Consider the following 21,133-nt stretch of genomic DNA (forward strand, 5'->3'; position numbering starts at 1 on the left):
AATTAAAAAGATGGGTTAAATAACGTGTAAGCACAGATCTTTTAGCTTTGCTTAAACTATCTAAAGTCATTATTAATTACCGTTAATCGCATTTTTTATTTATATTTTTAAACATTGTTATGATGGCGTAATAAAGGAGAAACCATGCAACCAAATTATCTACAACGTCAAACGGCATTTAAAGCCAATTTAAACAAACACGGACTTAGCGCTATGTTAGTGCTGGGTTATGAAAATATTCGCTACCTTAGTGGCTTTAGCGGTAACGCAGCCTATGCGTTAATTACCCAAAACAGCTGTGTATTAATTACTGACTATCGTTATTTTGAACGGGCGAGCAATGAATGCCAAGGATTTGATGTTATAAGTCGTGATCGTGATAATGAAACGCTTGGGCATTGTATCAACCGTTTTTTACCCGCAAACGCAATGCTGGGCTTTGATGCTGCATTTATTAATGTGGCGTTGTGGCAGCAAGTAGCTGATGAGTTAAAAGTACAGTCAGTCTTGCCTATTCAAGGACTTATTGAGCAACAACGTCTAATTAAAGATGAGTGGGAGGTACGGCAATTAAAAGCTGCAGCAGCGCTGAGCGATGAAGCGCTTGCGCAAACACTCCCATATTTTACTCAAGGGGTAACTGAGCGAGATTTAGCATTAGAGCTTGAATTTAGAATGCAAAAGCTTGGCTCGAAAGGCATGGCATTTGACACCATTTTGATGTTTGCTGAACGCACGTCGCTTCCGCATGGCACGCCAAGTGAACGCCCGTTAGCTGTAGGTGACTTCATTACGTTAGATTTTGGTGCCGTTGTAAATGGCTACCGCTCAGATATGACACGTAGTTATATTTATGGCGAAGCAAGCGAAAAACAAACGTTCATTTACAACGCGGTACGCGATGCACAAATAGCGGCAATGGGTTTATTAGCACCTAATGTTAGTTGTAAAACACTACAACAAGCATCGCAACAGGTTTTAGATGGCTCAGGCTACGGTGAGTATTCGGGGAAAGGTTTAGGACACGGTGTTGGCCTGTTTTTACATGAGCAGCCTTTTATTACTGAGCACAACAATTTTGCGCTGCAAGCGGGTAATGTTATTACTATAGAGCCAGGTATTTATGTACCAGATTTTGGTGGTGTACGTTTAGAAGATGACATCTTAATAACACAGACAGGCTACGAAGTACTTACCCACGCCCCTAAGCCTTTTATCATTTAAAAGTGTCAGGGGAAGTGATTAAACTGCCCCTGCTAAATTACTTTTTAGCGTAAGGTAAACGCGTTAGTTTATTGCTGGTGTGATAGCTGTCAAGGCCAGTTATTGCAACCGTTTCTATCGCTTGTAAATCTAAAAAACCATCGCTTTGCAGTGCTGCTTTATCTAAGTAAACATCCATTATTTCACCAATCACTAGCTCTGTACCATTGATTGCTAGGTGTTGGTTTTCGACAAATTTAACAGCGTATTTTAATCGACTCTCTTGCACAAACGGGGCTGTGAAATCGTCAAAATATTGGGGCGTTAATCCTGTTGCATCAAACTCAGATTCTTCTTTATCGTAGCGAGCTGATGTTTGATGCGCTTGTTTATAAATTGATTTATTTATTTGATTTATAGTGTAAACACCACTTTGTAAAATATTTTCAAACGTGTGGCGAGGCACACTGTGTGGCCGCATTATCATCCCTACCAAAGGTGGATGCGCACCTAAATGAATAACAGAGCTTACAATCGATAAATTGGTATTGCCTTGTAAGTCTTGTGTGCCTATTAAATTTGCACTTTTATAACCCGAGAGCGAATTAATTAAATGAGTGCGAGTATGTTTTTCAAGTGCGTCTATTTGCGCTTTAGTAAAATGCATTAAAGATCCTTACCACGGTATAGTAGCGCCTTGCCAATCTAGATAAGCAGGTTCGCCGTTTAGTTCCAATTCGGGGTTATTATTAGTGAGTTCAAAAAGTTGCTCAGCTACAAACGCAGGCGTAAATAGCTTATCGGTAGGTACGTTTTTTTGAAATGGTTTAGACAGTTCAGTGTCGGTAGTCCCTGGGTGAAACAAAATTAATTTGGTGTTTTTAGCACGACGACTAAGCTCTATAGCGGCTGTTTTAAATAGCATATTGAGTGCCGCTTTAGATGCGCGATAGGTATACCAACCACCGAGTTTATTGTCGTTTATACTGCCCACTCGCGCGCTCAATGCAGTAATAGTGCACCGTGTTTTATGTGTCAGTAGTGGTAATACGCTTTGCAGGCACAGAAGTGGAGTTAGGGTGTTTGCGTTCAAAAGCTCATTAAAGTATTCAGCATTTAAATCTTCTAATTTTTTTTCTGGCATGTGTTGAGTATTATGAAGCTTACCGTTAAACATAATAACTTGGTGTAAATCAGTGTTAGCATCTTTTAAAAACAGGGTAAAGCTTGCCAAACTTTCAGCGCTGTAATCAGTAGCAAAGTGTTCAATATTTGCACTGAGGCTGCTTGCAAAATTACCAGAGCTGACACACACTATTTTAAATTGCGCTGTGTAATCATCTAAATGTTTAATGTAGGCTTTTGCAATAGCGCTGCTGGCACCGAATAAAATAATGGTTTTCATTTATCACCTTTTACTTTTATTTCGCATTGGCCATTACTGCATTGAGTTTTAGGCATTAAAAAGCGACTAATCGGGTGTCGATACTTTGCAAAGAACTGGTATCCGCAGTCAGCGAAAAAACGAATTATTGGCAAGCGAAGGACTTTCAGCCAGCGATGTTTGCCCACTAACTTCCATGCTTGATACGTTACATCAAGTCCGTAAATCATCTCACCAGATTGTTTTTGAGCGTGCAAAAATCTCATCGCCTTTACTTTATTTATAGCTGGGTAACGCTCGCAAAAATCAGCCGCATTAAGATCCTCAAGCACAATTTGTTTTTTGATGTCGGCTTGCTTGAGCTGCTGCATTTCGGTGCTGCAAAGAGGACAGTTACCATCGTAAAAAATGATCATATAGATGCTTTGTGATTATTTTATATATGCTTTTTTACGACAAGACTTTGCAAATGGATCTATTAAATATCGCTTTATGATGATATTAATAAGACTCTAGGGCCTGTTTATCTTTCGAGGTTGAATTTGCAGCAGACTGTTTGGTATTTAGGCAAGGCAGCGCCTATGTCGTGTGGTTATTCCCCATAAATAGGCGATAACGCAGCATAAATGCCAAACATGCGCTGCCCTTTGGGTTCTTTCTAGGGACAATTAACTCTTTGTTGCTCGATTTTTACTTAGCCCACTAGGTTACAAACCTCGCGCCGCGATTAAATAGTCCCTAGATTGAACAAATTTTAATCCTGAAAGGTCAACAGACCCTAGGACAAAGGAGAATGAGAAATGAGTGAACAATATACCGCCTTGCGAGGCAATGTAAATTTGCTTGGACAACTGCTTGGACAAACTATTAAAGATGCTCAAGGCCAAGCGATTTTAGACAAAGTAGAAGAAATTCGTGCTTTATCAAAGTCATCTCGCAGTGGTAACGAAGACGACCGTCAAGCGCTAATAAAAGTACTCCACGCGCTGAGTGACGAAGAACTTTTACCAGTTGCCCGTTCATTTAATCATTTTTTAAATTTAGCTAATGTTGCTGAGCAGTTTCATACTGTTTCGCGCTTTAATGATGTTGGCCTTGGCCAACTTAATCCTCTCACTCAAACATTAAAAGCGTTAGCGACAAAGGCACAAGAAGGCCAACTAGACAGTAATCATTTGGCCGAAACACTCTCAAAACTCCACATAAATCTAGTATTAACCGCTCATCCTACCGAAGTGACGCGTCGCACAATTATTAACAAACATGTTGAATTGAGTGATTGTTTGGCTTCACTTGAGCGAAAAGATAATTTACCCCAAGAACGCAGTAACATTTTAAATCGCATTGAACAGCTTATCAGTCAAGCATGGCATACCGATGATATTCGTCGCTCGCGACCCACTCCTGTGGATGAAGCAAAATGGGGTTATGCGGTCATTGAAAATAGTCTTTGGCACGCGGTTCCACGTTTTTTACGTGAGTTTTCAGCAAATGTTAAAGCGCAGTTAAACTTAGAATTACCCGCTAATTATAGTCCAATTGAATTTACTTCATGGATGGGGGGAGACCGTGATGGCAATCCATTTGTAACGGCGCAGGTGACCACTCAAGTACTTGATCATGGTCGTTGGATGGCGCTTGATTTATACAACCATGATCTAGACACGCTCAGTGCTGAATTATCTATGTCGGATGCCAGCGATGAGCTTATTGAACTAGCGGGGCAAGATTTTGAACCATACAGAGCCGTACTGAAAAAACTCAAAAATCAAGTCGCTGAAACCGTTGTGCATCTTGGCGCTAAAATTAAAAATAAGCGCAGTGATTCACAAGATCTCATCACCGATATTAACCAGCTTAGGCAACCGGTAGAAGTTTGTTATCGCTCATTGTTAAAATGCAATATGAATGTGGTCGCTAATGGATTATTACTTGATTTACTATACCGCATAAACAGTTTTGGTCTGCGTTTAGCTAAACTTGATGTACGCCAAGATTCATCGCGCCACAGTGATGTGTTTTCAGAGCTGACTCGTTATTTAGGGTTAGGCGATTACAACCAATGGCAAGAGCAAGACAAACAAGCCTTTTTACTAACCGAGCTTAACTCGCGTAGGCCGCTTATTCCAAAGCATTGGCAACCCAGCGCTGATGTACAAGAAGTGCTTGATACCTTTGATGTTATTGCCATGCAAGATGAGGCAACATTTGGCCTGTATATTATTTCGATGGCGCGCACCGCATCAGATGTTTTAGCGGTACAACTATTGTTAAAAGAAAGTGGCTGTAGCTTTGATTTACCCGTAGCGCCATTGTTTGAAACACTCGACGATTTAAACGCAGGCAGTGATGTAATTACCACGTTGCTTGATAATGTTTGGTATCGCGGGCACATTAAAAACACGCAAAATGTAATGATAGGTTACTCTGATTCGGCCAAAGATGCCGGCATGATGGCAGCAGGTTGGGCGCAGTACGAAGCAATGGATAAACTTGTACAACTTGCTGATGCACGTGGGATTGAGCTGGTTTTATTTCATGGCCGTGGTGGTACCGTAGGGCGCGGTGGTGCACCTGCTGCACAAGCGCTTCATTCGCAACCGCCAGGCTCATTAAAAGGGGGGTTGCGTGTAACCGAGCAAGGTGAAATGATCCGCTTTAAATTTGGTTTACCCGATGTTGCACTGCAAAGCTTAAATATTTACGCAGGCGCAGTACTGCAAAGTAACTTATTACCACCACCGGAGCCAAAACCACAGTGGCGTGAAGTAATGCAGCTCATTAGTGAACAGTCGTGTGAACACTACCGCAATGTAGTTCGCCACGACGAAAACTTTGTGCCTTACTTTAGAATGGCAACGCCAGAACTTGAACTGTCTAAACTTCCGCTTGGCTCTCGCCCTGCAAAACGTAACCCCAATGGTGGCGTTGAAAGTTTACGTGCTATTCCGTGGATTTTTGCTTGGAGTCAAAACCGTTTAATGCTTCCTGCATGGTTAGGTGCGTTAACCGGTTTAAAAGCAGCGCTTGAGAAGTATGGTGCACAAACTCTAAACGAAATGAGCCTGCAGTGGCCGTTTTTCAGATCGCGCCTAGAAATGTTAGAAATGGTATTTAGTAAAGCCGATTGTTGGTTGAGTGAGCATTACGATAACGCGTTGGTGGAAGATATGTACAAACCACTGGGTATCACGCTTCGTAAAGAGCTTAAAGAAGCCATTACTTTAGTGCAATCGCTGAGCCCGCAAAAAAGTCTGTTAGCTGAGCAGCCTTGGATCAAAGAGTCAATTAGTTTACGTAACCCGTACACCGATCCACTTAATTTATTACAGGTTGAGCTGCTTCGTCGTGCGCGTTCAAACGACAAGCACAACGAAGGTGATATTGATAATGCATTAATGATAACAATGACGGGCATTGCAGCAGGTATGCGCAATACTGGTTAACAGGTTATTTTGTTAGGGCGTGTTGACCTTTGTGGATTGAAATTTGTTCAATCTAGGGGCGATTTAATCGCGGCGCGAGGTTTGTAACCTAGTGGGCTCGGTAACTGCTCCTGCGTTACTCTAATGGCTTACATCCCTGTAAGAATAAGTAAAAACCGAGCAACAAAGAGTTAATCGTCCCTAGAAAGAACCCAAAGGGCAGCGCATGTTTGGCATTTATGCTGCGTTATTGCCTATTTATGGGGAATAACCACACCACATAGGCACTGCCTTGCCTAAAAACCAAACAGTCAGCTGCAAAATCAATCACGAAAGGTCAACACGCCCTAATTAAACGGGAGTACGCGATGTGCTCCCTTTTTTTGCGTTAAATAGGCTGGTATTTAGTATCTTAACCTTTTAAACTACTTAGCCATTGAATAATTAAAAAATGTTATGGCTTCAGCAACTTTTACTGTACAGCAAGATACAGCACTTACCAATTCACACATCTCATTAAACGTAGCGCAAACAGCGTCATTACGTAGCCAATTAAAGTCCCAACGTGGCATTTTAAATTCTAATAATATTAAAGCGTTATGCTCGCAATATGCGGTGTCGGAAGATTCACTATTGCAAGGTTTAGTGCCTCTAGCTTCTGAGTTTTCAGTTGCTCCCGTATCACTTTTCCACGTTGGCGCAATCGTTAAAGCGCTTGATGAAAATGGCGATATACACTTTTATTTTGGTGCAAATGTAGAATTTAATCATCAAGCATTGAGTTTAGTGGTTCACGCAGAGCAATCGGCTATTAATAATGCATGGTTAAATGGTGCTAAAAAAATTCTAAAAATAGCCATTAGTGATGCACCATGTGGATATTGTCGCCAGTTTATGAATGAACTAGCCGATGCTAAAGAATTTGATATTTTACTCCCAAACCAGCAATTTACATTAGCCGAGTTACTACCGCATTCATTTGGGCCAACTGATTTAGGTAATGAATTTAGTTTATTCAATCCAAAACCACAGTTAGCTAAATTTAATCTAGATGGCCTTGATGAAACATTTGCCCGCTTTGCGCTTAATGCTTACGTGCCTTATAGCCAAAATTTTTGCGCAGTAAAAATCGTTACGTTTAATGACGGTGATTTTTATGGAAGCTATGCTGAAAATGCAGCGTATAGCCCAAGCTTATCGCCACTACAAAGCGCATTAAGTCAGTTTTTTTTAGCGGGTCTTAGCTTTAATGAAAGCGTTGTGAAGGGTATTACGTTATTAGAAACCAAAGGGCAAGAAAACCAAGCTGGTGTAGCAAAGGCTGTGTTGGCTAGTTTTAGCAATTTACCCGCACTTGAGATAATTAGCGCCCCACTTAAAGAGTGATCCGCATACAATAAAGCACAGCTAAAAGCTGTGCTTTATTGTAACAGCCGGTATTAATCAAGTAATACTTTAGCTGCTTCAAGTACGACAGCGACAGATTTTCGCTCTATTTCACCATGGTCAACATTTGGTATTTCTTGGCGAGTACGGTTGACAAGTACGCCTGCTACACAAGCTGCTTGTAAACCAAGTGCCGCGCACATAGTAAATAATGTCGCCGATTCCATTTCGTAGTTCATTACACCAAGCTTTTGCCATTCTTCACAGCTACCTTGGAATGCTTTTGGCACGTAACCAGAATGCGTATCGTAACGCTCTTGGCCTGGGTAGAACGTATCGCTTGAAGCTGTAATACCAATATGAAAATCGATATTCAAATTATTACATGCTTGTACCATTGCTTGTGTTGCATAAAAGTCAGACACAGCAGGGTAGCTAAGTGGTGCAAAATGCTGGCTAGCACCGTCTAAACGCACAGATGCTTGGCTAATTAAAATGTCACCTTCGTTTATATGTGGTTGAATAGCACCCGTTGTACCAATACGTAAAAATTTACGTACGCCAAGTTGCGCTAATTCTTCTACAGCAATAGACGTAGATGGACCACCAATACCCGTAGAACAAATAACCACAGAGTGACCATTAAGTTGGCCTAAATAAACATGGAATTCACGTGTTTGAGCAAGGCAGGTTGGATTGTCTAGGAATTGTGAAATGCGTGCAGCACGATCAGGGTCGCCCGGTACAATTGCAAGTTTTGCACCTTTAAGATCGTCAATACATAGTCCTAAGTGAAATACCTTTTCCATAGCTAAGCCTTTTTATAAAAATTGTTGTCAATCAAACATGATTGCTAGAAACGTTTATCAAGTACAGGACGATTGTCCGTTTTATTCTAACTGTTCAAAATTAAGTATGAATATTTTAAAGTGTTAATTTGATTTATTCATCAACAATGAATATTCAATCAAGCATCTATATGCGCGGCCATACGGTGTGGTTGACATGTTTAAGCAGACATAATAAGTATCACTCAAGCGCGTAACTAAAATTAAATAAGCCCTAGCTGTAAATTACTAAAGTTTAATTAATTCAATTGATTGTATTAGCTTTAACTATTTTTAAGCAAATGTACTTATACGGATCAGGCACGGACTTATTAAGCAAAATAGAATTTATTTAAAGTTTAGGCATTTTTAAATATTTTGCATAACTAATCAAAATTAGTTAGTTGCGGACAGAACAAAAAATCGTAAGGGTTTATTATGAGCACACAATTTCAAGCATTTAAAAACAAAGTTGAGCACTGCTTGTGCGCACCAGGTGATGGTGTATACACGGTAAATACAGCCAAAGAGCGAAAAGCAGCACTGAGAAATAAACTTTACGGGCAAACTGAAAACGTTGATAACCTATGGCGTGAGTCGTTAAATAAATTACCAAATTCCCCGCATAAAGCGGTTATGTTAGGTATTAGCTCTGATTGCGGTGGCGGTATTTTACGTGGCGCAAATTGGGGACCGTTATTTGTGCGCTCAGCATTGATTGATCAACAACCACAGTGCCATTCGTTTGATTTGGGTGATGTGCGTGTAATTCCACATTTATTGCATGACAAATACCTAAATGATGCAACAATTTCTAACTGCCAAAAAGCGTTATACGGTAATGAAGATAATGATTATTATGTGAGCCCATTATCGATTACTGAAGACGTATGCGACAGCTTTTACGCAACATTTACAGACAAAGGCATATTTGGTATTGGTGGCGATCACTCAATTAGTTATCCACTGACTAAAGCGTACTTAAAAGCTAAGCGTGAGCAGGGCAAACGCACTGCTATTATTCACTTTGACGCGCATACAGATTTACTCGTTGAACGCTTAGGTATTGATTTATGTTTTGGCTCGTGGTGTACACATATTTTAGAGTTTTTACCGGCACCGCATCATTTAATTCAATTTGGTATTCGTTCAAGCGGTAAGCCAAAAGCGCACTGGGAAAGTACGTTTGGTGTTAAGCAACATTGGGCACATGAAATCATAGAACGTGGCGCAGCCGCAGTTGCTGCTGAGGCTATTGCACAATTAAAAGCTGATAACGTTGATGAAGTGTATGTTAGTTTTGATATTGATGCGCTGGACGCTGAGTTTGCATCTGCTACGGGTACGCCAGAAGATAACGGTTTAACACCGCAACATGCGCTTGATATTTTATCAGCCATTGCCGATGAGTTCCCTATTACAGGTGCTGACATGATGGAAATAGCGCCGTTCACCGACAGCTCTTTAGTTGGTCAGTCAAGTTCTGAAACAACGCTGCGCGAAGGTGCTAAAATTTCAGCATTTTTGATTGATGCAATGAATAAGTAATACCAATTGCATTAGGGTCTGTTGATCTTTTAAGGTTAAATTTGCAGCAGTCTGTTTGATATTTAGGCAAGGCAGCGCCTATGTAGTGTGGTTATTCCCCATAAATAGGCGATAACGCAGCATCAATGCCAAACAGGCGCTGCCCAAAGGGTTCTTCCTAGGGACTATTTACTCTTTGTTGCTCGGTTTTTACTTATTCTTACAGGGATGTAAGCCATTAGAGTAACGCAGGAGCAGTTACCGAGCCCACTAGGTTGCAAACCTCGCGCCGCGATTAAATAGCTCAATAACAAGGCTAAAATTATGATACATAGTTGTTCTACATAAATAATTTTTAACGTAGTTAGTGAGTTATTTAATACGTTAAAGTGATCATGTTTTAATAAGATTGGTATAATTCGCACTATCAGGATAGCGTTGTTATCGCGTCCTATTGCAAGCCCTGTATTTATAGGGCTTGCGTTTAGCGCTTTGATGCAAACCAGTCCTCAATTTTCATAATATTTTATATTCCACTGTAAAACACCCCACTTTCAACTCAAAATACCTCTTTAACACATTGAAATATAATGACTTATATATATTTATTAAATATAAATTGCTGCGTTTAAAAAACCGATTATAATCCAGCTGCTTTTTGTTTAAAAAGCGCTAACTTTTTGGAGCGTTAAATGGGTGATTTAATCGGGATTAGTTTGTTGATCTTGATCAGTGCGTTGTTTGCTATGTCTGAAATAGCAATTGCAGCGTCGCGAAAAATAAAACTGCGAGTAATGGCAGATGAAGGTAACGTAAAGGCGGCTGCGGTATTAAAACTGCAAGAAAATCCAGGTGCTTTTTTTGCGATGATCCAAATAGCGCTCAATGCGATTGCTATATTAGGTGGCATTGTGGGCGAGCAGGCTTTATCGCCGTACGTTGAAAGTGTGTTGGTGTTATTTTACCAAGGTCCGCACTTAGAGAAAATTAGCTTTTTATTCTCGTTTTTTACTATTACCTCACTATTTATTCTGTTTGCTGATTTAATGCCAAAGCGTTTAGCGATGATTATGCCAGAAGCGGTGGCTGTGAGAGTGGTTACAATAATGCGTTGGGTGACCTTTGCATTGACTCCTTTGGTGATGTTTTTTAACGGGGTCACTAATTTTGTATTGCGGTTGTTCAAAGTCCCTGCTGAGCGAGAAGATAATGTAACAACCGAAGACATTGTCGCTATGATGGATGCGGGTGCGGCATACGGCAGTTTACAAAAACAAGAATATGAATTAATAGGTAATGTGTTTGACTTAGAAGCGCGGTTTTTATCGAGCGTAATGACTCCTCGCGACCAAATTGTTTATTTTGATTTGAAAGAATCTAGCCATGATATTGCAACTAAAATTATTGATCATCCTCATAATCACTTTTTAGTGGTGTCAGGGAACTTAGATAAGTTGCATGGCTCAGTTGAATCAAAAGATATTTTACGACAAGTCCTTAAAGGTGAAGCGGCTAATATCAATGATGAGCTGATTGATACAGATGTTTTTTACTTGCCCGAAACACTGAGTTTGTCTGAGGCGCTAAATGCCTTTAAAAGTGCAGCTAAACCGTTTGCCGTTGTTGTTAATGAATATGCTTTATCGGTAGGCATTGTTACTGTAAAGGATTTAATGAAAGGCTTTATGGGGGATTTGATCACCCACCAAGGTGACGAATTGATAATAGCGCGCGATAAAGACTCTTGGTTAGTAGATGGTTTAACACCAATCACAGATTTAGCAAAAGTATTAGATATAGAAGAATTTCCTGAACAAATGCACTACGAAACGGTTGCTGGTTTCTTAATTTACACCATGAAGCGCATTCCCAAACGCGCTGAGCATTTAACCTATGCCGGTTTTAAATTTGAAGTTGTTGACGTTGAAGGGATAAGGGTAGAGCAGTTACTTGTATCAAGAGTCATATCCTCAGCCGCAATAACTCAATAAACTTGATGTAATTGCGATACTCGTTATTTATAAGCCAAGCCACGCTTGGCTTTTTTTATGTCGGTAATATCAATTGGCATAAGCTTTGAACAAATTAAATAGCCTGAGTTCAGGTTAGTTAAAATTTTACCTTGTTATTGACGCTATTTTCTTACCTCAAAATAGTCCACTACATCCCATGTTATTTGACCAACCCCACGGTTCCATAACAAATAATTTCCTTCCAAATCTTATTACACATCCGGAAAAATAATAAATGTAAATTTGTGTAAAAAGTGATTGATTAACATATATTAATAGTTGAATTTAATTTAGAATGATCGTTCACTCTAAATTAAAGGTATTTACCATGCAGCGTTCCCGCATTGCTTTATTTGTATTATCGGTTCTTGCCGGTTCTGTTATTTTAACTGGTTGCGATCAGGCGGTAGAGCAGTCACAAGCTTCAGCACCTCAAGCTGTCCCTGTGGGCGTAGTGACCCTTAAAAACCAATCACTTACTTTAAAAAAAGAACTGCCTGGACGTATTAGCGCTTTTCAAATTGCTGAAATTCGTCCCCAAGTAAGTGGTATTGTGCAATCGCGTTTATTTGTCGAAGGTAGGCAAGTTGAGCAAGGCCAAGCGCTTTATCAAATTAACCCTGCCACATTTGAAGCTGATTTAGCGGCCAGTGAAGCCGCCGTTGCACGTGCACAGGCAAGTATTGCAAGCAGTAAATCTAAAGCATCACGCTATAGTGAACTTTTAAAAATAAAAGCGGTAAGTCAGCAAGATTTTGATGAAGCAGATGCCACATACAAACAAGCAAATGCCGAATTACTAACGGCAAAGGCCCAATTGAAATCAGCGCAAATAAACCTTGATTACAGCCATGTGTCGTCACCTATTAGTGGCCAAATTAGCAAATCAAGCGTAACGGTTGGTGCGTTAGTTAGCGCTAACCAAACAATGGCTTTAGCCACTGTGACACAATTAGACCCGATTTATGTTGATTTAACACAATCGAGTAACGAGTTAACGCAACTTAAAAAAGCGATCGCTTCAGGCGCTTTAAGTGTTGATTCTACGAGCCAAGCAGACGTTGAACTAATGATGGAAGATGGTTCAGTGTATTCTCATAAAGGCACTTTACAGTTCTCAGAAGTCACTGTTGATCCAAGCACTGGCTCGGTAACGTTACGCGCTAAATTCCCCAATCCAGAAAAGTTATTACTGCCTGGCATGTATGCACGTGCATCAATTATCGAAGGTGTTAAAGCGGATGCTATTTTAGTGCCGCAACGTGGTGTTAGTCGTAATTCTAAGGGGGAACCAACAGTAATGGTTGCTAGCAAAGAGGGGATTGCTGAAAGTAGAGTATTAAAAATAGATCGCTCAGTTGGCGCTAGTTGGTTAGTAACTGCGGGATTAAGCGAAGGCGACCAGTTAATTGTTGAAGGGCTGCAAAAGATTCGTCCAGGTGTTCCTGTTAATCCTTCAGAAGTTCAATCGTCTGGTACCGCCGGTAAAGCGCAATAACGGAGAATTTCAATGTCACGATTTTTTATCGATAGACCAATATTTGCTTGGGTACTTGCTATTGTAGTGATGCTCGCAGGTATCTTAGCTATTAATAGTTTACCTATTGCGCAGTATCCATCTATTGCACCACCGGCTATTAGCATAACAGCAAATTACCCAGGTGCATCTGCGCAAACTCTTGAAGACTCTGTTACACAAGTAATAGAGCAAAAAATGAAAGGATTAGATGGCTTGCTATATATGTCATCTACATCAGAGTCCAGCGGTTCAGCTTCGCTAACCCTGACGTTTAGTGCGGGCACTGATCCAGATATTGCGCAGGTTCAAGTACAAAATAAATTGGCGACAGCAACCCCTCTTTTACCTGAAGAAGTACAAAGGCAAGGTGTGGTTGTGGCAAAATCTGCAGACAGCTTCCTGCTTGTCGTTGGATTTGTGTCGCAAGATGGCAGCATGAATAATATTGACATTGGTGATTATGTTTCATCAAATGTGCAAGACATAGTATCGCGTGTCAATGGTGTGGGTGAAGCGCAATTATTTGGTTCACAATATGCTATGCGAATTTGGCTAGACCCTGCCAAGTTACAAAACTTTAAACTTACGCCAGCAGATATTAGCGCGGCAATTAGCGCGCAGAATGCTCAAGTATCGGCCGGTCAATTAGGGGGTATGCCTGCGGTTTCTGGGCAACAGCTTAATGCAACGGTGACGGCGCAAAGTCGATTACAAACGGCCGAACAGTTTGAACAAATATCAGTTAAAACTAACAGCGATGGCTCAGTTGTTCGCCTTGAAGATGTAGCAAGAGTTGAGCTTGGTGGAGAAAACTACGGTGTTATAGCACGTTTTAATGGTAAACCTGCATCAGGCCTAGGTGTAAAACTAGCCAGTGGTGCAAATGCCCTTGATACCGCTCAAGGTGTTAAAGATGCACTTAAAGAGTTAGAGCCCTTTTTTCCAGAAGGTTTACAAACAGTGATCCCCTACGATACAACACCGTTTGTATCGCTATCGATAGAAAAAGTAATACATACGCTAATTGAAGCCGTTGTGTTGGTTTTCGTCGTGATGTATTTGTTCTTACAAAACTTTAGAGCAACGCTCATTCCTACCATTGCGGTGCCTGTGGTTTTACTTGGTACATTTGGTATTTTATACGCATTTGGGTATTCAATAAATACGCTAACAATGTTTGCGATGGTACTTGCGATAGGCTTATTGGTAGATGATGCAATTGTTGTCGTTGAAAACGTAGAGCGCTTAATGACTGAGGAGAAACTCTCCGCGCTTGAAGCCACGCGTAAATCAATGGATGAGATAAAAGGCGCTTTAGTCGGTATTGCTATGGTGCTTTCAGCCGTATTTATACCAATGGCATTTTTTAGTGGCTCGACGGGTGTTATTTATCGTCAGTTTTCTATTACGCTTGTATCGGCTATGGGGTTATCGGTTTTAGTCGCGCTTATTTTAACGCCTGCTTTATGTGCAACGCTTTTAAAGCCGAGTCACGTTCATAACGATAGTTCTTTTATTGGTAAGTTTTTCTCTGGATTTAACCGTGGATTTGATAAAACAAACGCCGGTACACAAAACTTTGTGAGCCGTATGCTTACGCATTCTAAGCGTTACTTACTTATTTATGGCGTAATTGTTGGCGGTATGGTGTATGTGTTTTCAAGCTTGCCTACGGCATTTTTACCAGATGAAGACCAAGGTATTTTGTTTAACCAAGTCATGCTGCCAGCAGGTTCAACAACAGGGCAAACACTTGAAGTTGTAAAAAAAGTAGAAAATCATTACCTAAACGATCAAGCTGAAGCTGTGAATGGTATTTTTAGCGTTATTGGCTTTAGCTTTGCGGGATCTGGACAAAACTCAGCACTTGGCTTTGTTAATTTAAAGCATTGGGATGAACGCCAACGTGACGACTTATCGGTCAACGCAGTTGCAGGAAAATCAATGGGTTACTTCTCTACAATAAAAGAAGCCTTTGTATTTGCATTTCCACCGCCTGCGATTGTTGAGCTTGGTACCGCTAACGGATTTAATTTGTTTTTACAAGACCGTGTGGGCCTTGGTCATGAAGGCTTACTGGCCGCTCGTAACCAATTATTAGGGTTGGCTAGCCAAAGTCCTATTTTGGCAGGTGTTCGTCCAAACGGACAAGAAGACATGCCAGAGCTACAGTTAGATATAGACTTGGCAAAAGCGCAAGCACTTGGTTTATCGCAAGGTGATATAAACAGTACGCTTTCTACTGCGTGGGGAAGTAGTTATGTAAATGACTTTATTGACCGTGGGCGCGTTAAAAAAGTATACCTACAAGGTGAAGCTGAAGCACGCATGGTCCCTGAGGATCTGAATAAGTGGTATGTACGTAATAACAACGGTGACATGGTCCCATTTTCAGCTTTTGCGAGTTCATATTGGTCTTATGGTTCACCGCGACTAGAGCGTTACAATGGTTTTTCTGCTATGGAAATCCAAGGGAGTGCGGCGCCAGGTTACAGTACCGGTCAAGCAATGGATGAGATGGAGCGTTTAGTGAAAAAGCTACCAAATGGCTTTGCATCTGAGTGGTCAGGTATTTCTTTTCAAGAGCGCTCAAGTGGCGGGCAAGCGCCGATGTTATATGGTATTTCCCTATTGTTTGTATTTTTATGCTTGGCAGCTCTATACGAAAGCTGGTCTGTACCATTTGCAGTAATGCTTATCGTGCCACTGGGTATATTTGGGGCAATTATGGCGGCGTTAATGGGTGGATTATCCAATGATATTTACTTACAAGTTGGTTTATTAACCACCATAGGGTTGGCGTCCAAAAATGCAATATTAATTGTTGAGTTTGCAATTCATCAGATGGACGAAGGGCTTGGTTTGGTTGACGCTGCAATTGCTGCTGTACGCCTTCGTTTGCGTCCAATTTTAATGACCTCAATGGCCTTTATTTGTGGTGTTATACCGCTTGCCATTGCATCTAGCGCTGGCTCTGGTGCACAAAATGCATTGGGTATTTCAATTATTGGTGGCACGCTTGCCTCATCAATTTTGGTTGTGGTATTTGTGCCGTTGTTTTTTGTATTAGTTCGCCGTGTATTTCCCCGCAAAGCAGACGGCGTTGCGAAGGAAAGTGCAGAATGAGATTAAAAAACGTCAATCTTAAAACATTGAGTTTAAGTGCAATTACAGTCGTTATCTTAAATGGTTGTCAGCTCGCACCCGAACAAGCAAAGTTAGTGTTACCAGTACCCGATGCATATGCATCGGATACTGGGCAAGCAACAGTGACTTCTTTAAAGTGGCAACAGTTTTTTAGCGATGAAAAATTACAAACACTAATAGCGCAAAGTATTAAGCATAATAAAGATATGCAAATAGCCGTACTTAATGTGCAGCGCGTGCGTGGTTTATATCAAATTGAAGACTCTGCACTGTACCCTTCACTGGATTTTAATGGCGCAGGGACTCGCCAGCGTTTGCCAGCTGACTTATCGAGTGGAAATAACCCGACAATTAGCTCTCAATATAGCGCAACGGTAGGAATTACATCGTACGAGTTGGATATTTGGGGAAAAGTACGTAATCAGTCAACGCAAGCATTGCAAAATTTATACTCAACTGAGCTTAGTCAATACAGTACACAAGTATCGCTGGTGGCTGAACTTGCTAATGCATGGCTAAATTATGCTACGGATCAGCAGTTGTTAGCACTTGCCCAAGAAACGCTGAGTTCTCAGCAGGAGTCATTGTCACTGACCCAAAAAAGCTTTGATTTGGGTGCAGCTTCAAAAATTACCCTTGAGCAACTAAGAAGCACAGTCGCGACTGCAAAAGTAGATATTGCAACATACAAACGTTTATTGAAACGCGATAAAAATGCACTGGATTTACTCGTAGGCAAACCTGTAGCGAATAACTTACTGCCAAGTGAATCATTACATTCACTTTTAAGTTTACCATCAGTACCCGTTGGATTACCGTCCGACTTATTAACGCAGCGCCCTGATATTAAAGCTGCTGAGCATCTGTTATTAGCTGCAAATGCGAATATAGGGATTGCTAAAGCTGCTTTTTATCCGAGTATTAGTTTAACGGCTAATGCAGGCAGTGCGTCTAGTGAATTGAGTGGTTTATTTGATTCAGGCTCAGGAACATGGAATTTTGTACCATCGGTGAGCTTACCAATTTTTAATATGGGCCGAAATCAGGCTCGATTAGATGTGGCAAAAGCGGATCAAGAAATTGCATTGGTTACCTACCAGCAAAAAATTCAACAGGCTTTTCGTGAAGTAGCAGATGCATTAGCTGATACAGAAGGTTATCAAGAGCAGTTAACAGCGCTTGATATGTTACTACAAAGCCGCCAATCAACGTTTGATTTGTCGCAAGCGCGCTACGACAACGGTGCGGACAGTTACTTGCAAGTACTTGATGCACAAAGAACCTGGTACAGCGCGCAGCAACAGCACATTGTGGGACAGCAAGCATTACTTGCAAGTCAAATCAGCTTGTACAAAGTTGTAGGTGGTGGTTGGAACCAGCACCTTAATTAGTCAAGCGCTGTAATATAAATAGTTGCACTTAAGCTCATGTGCAGCTGTTTAATTGCGTATAAGATTTAAATAGGTGTTTATATTTTTCAGTTAACTATGTTCATATTGCGCACTTAACTGTTTGTTAAAATATCTATTGTCGGATCAGTAGATTCGGTATTGGAGTTTCGTATGAAAACTAAAAGACACACAGATCCAGCACTCGCAGAGGCGCGCCGTCAGCAAGTACTGACTGCTGCGGCCGATTGTTTTCGCCGTAAGGGGTTTCATGCTGCAGGCATGGCTGAAATATCAAGAATGGCGGGAATGAGTGCAGGCCATATATATAATTACTTTGAAAGCAAAGAAGCGATCATAGAAAGCATTATTGAAAAAGATATGGAAGAAATGTTTTCAATATTTGAGGGTTTTGAAGGACAGCCGCAAGACACACTAACAGTACTACTTAATGGTTTAAATATAGGTGTGCAAAGGCATATGGATACTGATACAGGTGCCTGTGCGGTTGAGTTGGAAATGCTTGCAGAAGCGGGGCGAAACAACAAGGTCGCTACTTTATTACGTGATGCTGACACTCAGGCACGTAATAAAATGCGCCAGCTACTGACAAGTGAACGTAGTGTAATTAAAGATATTGATGAAGTGGAGTTAGAAAGCCGCATTAATGTTATTTTTTCTGTTATGGCGGGGTTATTACTGAGAAAAGTACTTTATCCCGACTTAACAGAAGAAACCGTTTTAATCGCACTTCGCCCAGCAATGAAAACATTGCTAATGCCATTTGAATCACATTAGTTTAGGGCCTGTTTATCTTTCGAAGTTAAATTTGCAGCAGACTATTTGGTAGTTATACCAATTGCATTAAATTAGAGAACTATTATAGCGATAAGAAAATAGCGCAATAACAAGGCTAAAACTATGATATATAGTTGTTCTCTATAAATAATTTTTAACGTAGTTAGTGAGTTATTTAATACGCTAGAATGATCATGTTTTTAATAAAATTGGTATTAGGCAAGGCATTAACTATGTAGCGTGATTCGTCTTCATAAAAAGCTAACGCATTGTTAGCTTCTTCCTCCCATGAACGAATTTCAGTAAATCGCGTTATATGAATTTATGACTGATAAGCACGTAAATTTGGCAAATTTTAAAATAAAATTAAATCATTGTTTATTTGTTTAAATTCACTGAACGAATACCCATCCGCAATAAAAATCACCCAATTTTAGAGATAAAACCTCACGCTAACCACATAAAAATCCTTATAAAAAACAACTAAGTAATAAGTTTTTTACTTTTTATCGACACGATTTCATAGCCTCAAAATAGGTCACTTAATTAAGCGAATTGGTATACTATAATTTATAAATAAATTAGATGGTGCGTAATTTGCTACAGAACAGTAGGATTTAACTAACCTGAGCTCTGGTTAAGAGATTTACTAACGTATTGAATCATGGTGATATTTAAATTTATTTTCTCTAGCCAGATATTTTCAGTGAAAACAAGGCGAATTTACGCGTCAATAGTTGGCCTATTGCAAGTAAATTCAACGCAGTTAGCGCTGAAAACAACTGCTTGAGATAGATTTATTATCCAGCGTTCAGGTTAACTAATAATATATCAAAGGAGAAACTATGTGGGCTGCAATAAGTTATTTAGTACTAGCATTACTGTTTATTTTTATTGGTTGGGAGGTTAATTCCGTTTACTTTTCACTGGTATTTTATTGGACTGCTTTATCACTTCTGCTGGTAAGTGCTGCTTATCTATTTAATGCGGGTAAAATATTTAGAAAAAGAGAAAGTGGTGTCATTCCTTTTTATATTCGCTGGGCCTTTATCCCTTTTTTATTCGGTGTTCAAATTTATAATGCATACGCTCGCAAGCACGATAAAGTACCGCCTATTCAGCAAATTAATAACAATTTATTTTTAGCCTGTCGATTATTTCCATCGGATATAGACACACTAAAGAGTAATGGAATAACAGCCATTTTAGACGTAACCTGTGAATTTGATGGCTTAGAATGGAGCTCAACACAGGAAAATATAAAGTATTTGAATATCCCGGTGCTTGATCACAGCGTACCGACGCACTCGCAGCTTAATCAGGCTATTAATTGGATCCATCATCATATCAAAGAAAATCGTCGAGTCGTGGTGCATTGTGCTTTAGGCCGAGGGCGATCAGTGTTTGTTATGGCAGCTTACTTGCTCAGCCAGAATAAAAATGCGGATGTGCATCAAATACTCGCACAGATCAAAGAAACGCGTGAAACTGCAAATTTAAATAAACACCAATTGCGCCATTTAGCAAAACGCCATAAAAATGGAGAACTTGTTATAAAGAATAAAGCCATTTTGATAGCAAACCCGGTATCGGGCACTAAATTATGGCAAGAAAAGGAGCATTTAATTGTTGCTCGCTTATCAAGTTATTATGATTTAAAAATACTCACCACCAATAAAGAAACCAACGGCATAACTTTAGCTAAGCACGCCATAAAAGAGCAACCTGATATTATTATTGCCTGTGGCGGAGACGGAACCGTTGCAGAAGTCGCCAGTGTACTTGTTAATACACAATGTAAATTAGGTATTATTCCTTTAGGTACAGCAAATGCACTTGCGCATGTATTAATGGGGATCAGCTCTAAATTTATTCCTGTAGAGCAAGCTTGCGATTTAATTATAGATGGCCAAACAAGTTTAATGGATACGGCTTATTGTAATGATGAATTGGTATTGTTACTGGCGGGCATTGGTTTTGAACAATCCATGATTGAGAAAGCGGACAGAGAAGCAAAAAATAAATCAGGGCAATTAGCTTACCTAAATGGTTTCTTTCAAGCTTTTGGTGAGCAAAAGTCACAATCGCTTACTGTAAAACTAGATGACAATGAACCTCAAGAAATTTGCACTAATAGCTTTATTGTCGCTAATGCGGCACCTTTTACTACATTACTCGCTCAAGGGGGGGGGCAACCAAATCATAATGATGGTTTGCTTGATGTGAATTGGTTAACTCCCAACAAAGATGATTTCACAACAGTTTTGAGTATTGCAGAGCTTATGTTTAGCAGTATTACTCAGACGCATTTAGCTATAAATTCGCATCATACCAATGCTAAAAGAGTTGAAATTACTGCAGAGGATGAGATTAGGTATGTGTTAGATGGTGAGGCTAAAACAGCTAAACGCTTAGTAATTATTATCGTACCAGCATCACTTAATGTTATTTGTAAAGAGGTGTAAAAAGGGATGTTGAGATAAAGATGCATAATATAATTATGCATCTTTATATCAT

The 21,133-nt window shown here is 40.2% G+C and carries 14 protein-coding genes; 10 read left to right on the plus strand and 4 right to left on the minus strand.

The features are described from left to right. The first annotated feature begins 144 nt into the window (after window positions 1-144). Window positions 145-1,224: a M24 family metallopeptidase gene (locus PALI_RS18610; RefSeq protein ID WP_193156568.1), complete on the plus strand. Its 1,080-nt coding sequence runs from the start codon at window positions 145-147 to the stop codon at window positions 1,222-1,224. A 37-nt stretch (window positions 1,225-1,261) separates the two neighbouring features. Here the strand turns inward: PALI_RS18610 and PALI_RS18615 are convergent, their stop codons facing one another. Genes PALI_RS18615 through PALI_RS18625 form a run of 3 tightly spaced genes read right to left on the minus strand, consistent with a single transcriptional unit; the run spans window position 1,262 to window position 3,003 of the window. Next, a complete protein-coding gene (locus PALI_RS18615; RefSeq protein ID WP_193156569.1) occupies window positions 1,262-1,870 on the minus strand; it encodes a flavin reductase family protein in 609 nt (202 codons plus the stop codon). A 9-nt stretch (window positions 1,871-1,879) separates the two neighbouring features. Next, window positions 1,880-2,608, minus strand: coding sequence for an SDR family oxidoreductase (locus tag PALI_RS18620; RefSeq protein ID WP_193156570.1), 729 nt, complete (start codon window positions 2,606-2,608; stop codon window positions 1,880-1,882). Next, on the minus strand, window positions 2,605-3,003 hold the full coding sequence (locus PALI_RS18625; protein ID WP_138586567.1) for a thiol-disulfide oxidoreductase DCC family protein: 399 nt from the start codon (window positions 3,001-3,003) through the stop codon (window positions 2,605-2,607). Before PALI_RS18625 ends, PALI_RS18620 begins: the two co-directional genes overlap by 4 nt. Window positions 3,004-3,387: 384 nt before the next feature. Here PALI_RS18625 and ppc point away from each other — a divergent pair, with 384 nt between their 5' ends. Further along, window positions 3,388-6,033 (plus strand): phosphoenolpyruvate carboxylase, encoded by a 2,646-nt coding sequence (ppc, locus tag PALI_RS18630; RefSeq protein WP_077535099.1) that lies wholly within the window; start codon window positions 3,388-3,390, stop codon window positions 6,031-6,033. Between the two features lie 435 nt (window positions 6,034-6,468). Continuing rightward, entirely contained in the window at window positions 6,469-7,398 is a 930-nt protein-coding gene (gene cdd / locus PALI_RS18635; protein WP_138586586.1) for a cytidine deaminase, read from the plus strand. Window positions 7,399-7,451: 53 nt separating this feature from the next. Here cdd and udp read toward each other — a convergent pair whose 3' ends face one another. Then, on the minus strand, window positions 7,452-8,207 hold the full coding sequence (gene udp, locus PALI_RS18640; RefSeq protein WP_077535101.1) for a uridine phosphorylase: 756 nt from the start codon (window positions 8,205-8,207) through the stop codon (window positions 7,452-7,454). Window positions 8,208-8,663: 456 nt separating this feature from the next. Between udp and PALI_RS18645 the strand changes: the two genes are divergently transcribed. From PALI_RS18645 to PALI_RS18675, 7 genes are all read left to right on the plus strand, one after another. Then, complete coding sequence (locus PALI_RS18645; protein WP_193156571.1) at window positions 8,664-9,773, plus strand: arginase family protein; 1,110 nt, start codon at window positions 8,664-8,666, stop codon at window positions 9,771-9,773. Window positions 9,774-10,444: 671 nt separating this feature from the next. Next, window positions 10,445-11,743, plus strand: coding sequence for a hemolysin family protein (locus tag PALI_RS18650; protein WP_138585919.1), 1,299 nt, complete (start codon window positions 10,445-10,447; stop codon window positions 11,741-11,743). Between the two features lie 349 nt (window positions 11,744-12,092). Continuing rightward, window positions 12,093-13,262, plus strand: coding sequence for an efflux RND transporter periplasmic adaptor subunit (locus PALI_RS18655; protein WP_193156572.1), 1,170 nt, complete (start codon window positions 12,093-12,095; stop codon window positions 13,260-13,262). A gap of 12 nt (window positions 13,263-13,274) precedes the next feature. Further along, window positions 13,275-16,409 (plus strand): efflux RND transporter permease subunit, encoded by a 3,135-nt coding sequence (locus tag PALI_RS18660; protein WP_138585921.1) that lies wholly within the window; start codon window positions 13,275-13,277, stop codon window positions 16,407-16,409. Then, window positions 16,406-17,821, plus strand: a complete 1,416-nt coding sequence (locus PALI_RS18665; protein ID WP_193156573.1) for an efflux transporter outer membrane subunit — start codon at window positions 16,406-16,408, stop codon at window positions 17,819-17,821. Before PALI_RS18660 ends, PALI_RS18665 begins: the two co-directional genes overlap by 4 nt. Before the next feature lie 171 nt (window positions 17,822-17,992). Beyond that, the gene (locus PALI_RS18670) at window positions 17,993-18,616 is read left to right on the plus strand and encodes a TetR/AcrR family transcriptional regulator (RefSeq protein ID WP_193156574.1); all 624 of its coding nucleotides are present in this window, start codon (window positions 17,993-17,995) and stop codon (window positions 18,614-18,616) included. A gap of 845 nt (window positions 18,617-19,461) precedes the next feature. Beyond that, entirely contained in the window at window positions 19,462-21,081 is a 1,620-nt protein-coding gene (locus PALI_RS18675; protein WP_193156575.1) for a diacylglycerol kinase family protein, read from the plus strand. Window positions 21,082-21,133: the final 52 nt, after the last annotated feature.

The sequence above is a fragment of the Pseudoalteromonas aliena SW19 genome (assembly GCF_014905615.1).
GTDB classification, from domain to species: domain Bacteria; phylum Pseudomonadota; class Gammaproteobacteria; order Enterobacterales; family Alteromonadaceae; genus Pseudoalteromonas; species Pseudoalteromonas aliena.

Excerpts from the sequence above, each read along its gene's own strand:
- PALI_RS18645 (WP_193156571.1), top strand. The coding sequence starts at position 8,664 with ATGAGCACACAATTTCAAGCATTTAAAAACAAAGTTGAGCACTGCTTG.
- PALI_RS18670 (WP_193156574.1), top strand. The coding sequence starts at position 17,993 with ATGAAAACTAAAAGACACACAGATCCAGCACTCGCAGAGGCGCGCCGT.
- PALI_RS18625 (WP_138586567.1), bottom strand. The coding sequence starts at position 3,003 with ATGATCATTTTTTACGATGGTAACTGTCCTCTTTGCAGCACCGAAATG.
- PALI_RS18615 (WP_193156569.1), bottom strand. The coding sequence starts at position 1,870 with ATGCATTTTACTAAAGCGCAAATAGACGCACTTGAAAAACATACTCGC.
- PALI_RS18620 (WP_193156570.1), bottom strand. The coding sequence starts at position 2,608 with ATGAAAACCATTATTTTATTCGGTGCCAGCAGCGCTATTGCAAAAGCC.
- PALI_RS18665 (WP_193156573.1), top strand. The coding sequence starts at position 16,406 with ATGAGATTAAAAAACGTCAATCTTAAAACATTGAGTTTAAGTGCAATT.
- cdd (WP_138586586.1), top strand. The coding sequence starts at position 6,469 with ATGGCTTCAGCAACTTTTACTGTACAGCAAGATACAGCACTTACCAAT.
- PALI_RS18650 (WP_138585919.1), top strand. The coding sequence starts at position 10,445 with ATGGGTGATTTAATCGGGATTAGTTTGTTGATCTTGATCAGTGCGTTG.
- PALI_RS18675 (WP_193156575.1), top strand. The coding sequence starts at position 19,462 with ATGTGGGCTGCAATAAGTTATTTAGTACTAGCATTACTGTTTATTTTT.
- PALI_RS18660 (WP_138585921.1), top strand. The coding sequence starts at position 13,275 with ATGTCACGATTTTTTATCGATAGACCAATATTTGCTTGGGTACTTGCT.
- PALI_RS18610 (WP_193156568.1), top strand. The coding sequence starts at position 145 with ATGCAACCAAATTATCTACAACGTCAAACGGCATTTAAAGCCAATTTA.
- PALI_RS18655 (WP_193156572.1), top strand. The coding sequence starts at position 12,093 with ATGCAGCGTTCCCGCATTGCTTTATTTGTATTATCGGTTCTTGCCGGT.
- udp (WP_077535101.1), bottom strand. The coding sequence starts at position 8,207 with ATGGAAAAGGTATTTCACTTAGGACTATGTATTGACGATCTTAAAGGT.
- ppc (WP_077535099.1), top strand. The coding sequence starts at position 3,388 with ATGAGTGAACAATATACCGCCTTGCGAGGCAATGTAAATTTGCTTGGA.